Source organism: Streptomyces omiyaensis, from assembly GCF_014650895.1.
Classification (GTDB): Bacteria; Actinomycetota; Actinomycetes; order Streptomycetales; family Streptomycetaceae; genus Streptomyces; species Streptomyces omiyaensis.
This window is the reverse complement of sequence record NZ_BMVV01000082.1, coordinates 1-1,340: the sequence shown is the minus strand read 5'-3', so window position 1 is coordinate 1,340 and position 1,340 is coordinate 1. Positions and strand designations below refer to the sequence as shown.

At 69.0% G+C, this 1,340-nt stretch carries 1 protein-coding gene and 1 CRISPR repeat array; the gene reads left to right on the top strand.

Features of this window, described 5'->3' with window-relative positions; all coding sequences use genetic code 11:
* Nucleotides 1-52: 52 nt before the first annotated feature.
* Complete coding sequence (locus IE287_RS38080; protein WP_189854007.1) at nt 53-493, top strand: hypothetical protein; 441 nt, start codon at nt 53-55, stop codon at nt 491-493.
* Nucleotides 494-687: 194 nt separating this feature from the next.
* Nucleotides 688-1,265: a CRISPR direct-repeat array (repeat unit 29 nt; unit sequence GGGTCCATCCCCGCGCGAGCGGGGAGCAG).
* Between the last annotated feature and the right edge of the window lie 75 nt (nt 1,266-1,340).

Genomic DNA, 1,340 nt, shown 5'->3' with positions numbered 1-1,340 from the left:
CCCCCCCCCCCCCCCCCCCCCCCCCGATCCGTCTCGATACGAAAGGTTGGCCATGTGGGAAGGCTGCATCCCGGTTCTGGGGGCGGAGTCCGAGCCGTTCCTCCGGGAGATCACCGGCTGGGAGATCTCCGGCATAGGGGAGATGGATGTCGAGTCCGAGGGGTACCGTACGTCGGTGCTGCCGTCGGATGGATCCCTGCACATCGAGCTGGCTTTCTCCGATGCGTACGTGGAGTCCGAAGTGATGCCGTACCGGCGAATCGGGCCTGCGCTGCTGATCCTTAAGGGCGTGCGGTCCCTCGGCATGGAGACCCTCGGCGCCCCGGTGGGCCCGCTGTGGAAGCGGGTGCTGCAAGGGGATCCCCAGGACGAGCTGCTGCGCATGGCCTGGGATCAAAACGAGGATGTCCTGTATGTGAGGGACGGTGGCACGGTCCTGAGCTGCCGGGGTGGCATGTGGCACTGGCAGGTCGGCTTCCGACCACCTGCCTGAGCCAGACACCAACTCCGCACCGCCCTCCCGTGCCACCCACCTCCTGCACGCCCTGCTCGTGCTGACGAACCTCGAAGTCAGCTGCTGACCGATGATCTTCCCCGCGAACTCCCGCCCATGGCCAGCACGAGTATCCCGGGGACCGGTCACGCCAGCCCTTTGACCTGCGCCTTCAAGTTGGCGGGAGCTCAATGGGGTCCATCCCCGCGCGAGCGGGGAGCAGCACACCAGGTGATGCGGAGCGCCGTCCGCGAGAGGTCCATCCCCGCGCGAGCGGGGAGCAGCGGACGATCCGCATCCTGGGCGACATGGTTGCGGGTCCATCCCCGCGCGAGCGGGGAGCAGAACGTCCGCCTGTTCGGAGGCGATTTCTCTCAGGGTCCATCCCCGCGCGAGCGGGGAGCAGATCGTCAGGTTCGGCCGGACGTTCACGCCGTCGGGTCCATCCCCGCGCGAGCGGGGAGCAGAGACCGTACGTCGTGGCGCCGACGGTGAGCGTGGGTCCATCCCCGCGCGAGCGGGGAGCAGGCGATGGCGTCCCGGACCGGGGCCATCAGCCAGGGTCCATCCCCGCGCGAGCGGGGAGCAGCGGGTGGGGGCCGGCCTTTCCAGGCCGCTGTCGGGTCCATCCCCGCGCGAGCGGGGAGCAGCACGCGCGAGCCGCCGTGGCCGTCGTCGGAGAGGGTCCATCCCCGCGCGAGCGGGGAGCAGTGAACGGCCCTGCTGATAGGGCTTCCTATCAGGGGTCCATCCCCGCGCGAGCGGGGAGCAGTCTTGCTGACCAGCAGTTCTACCCCACACCAGCCCCCTCCCAAGCAACTTTTACCGAAACAGACAAACCACCCAC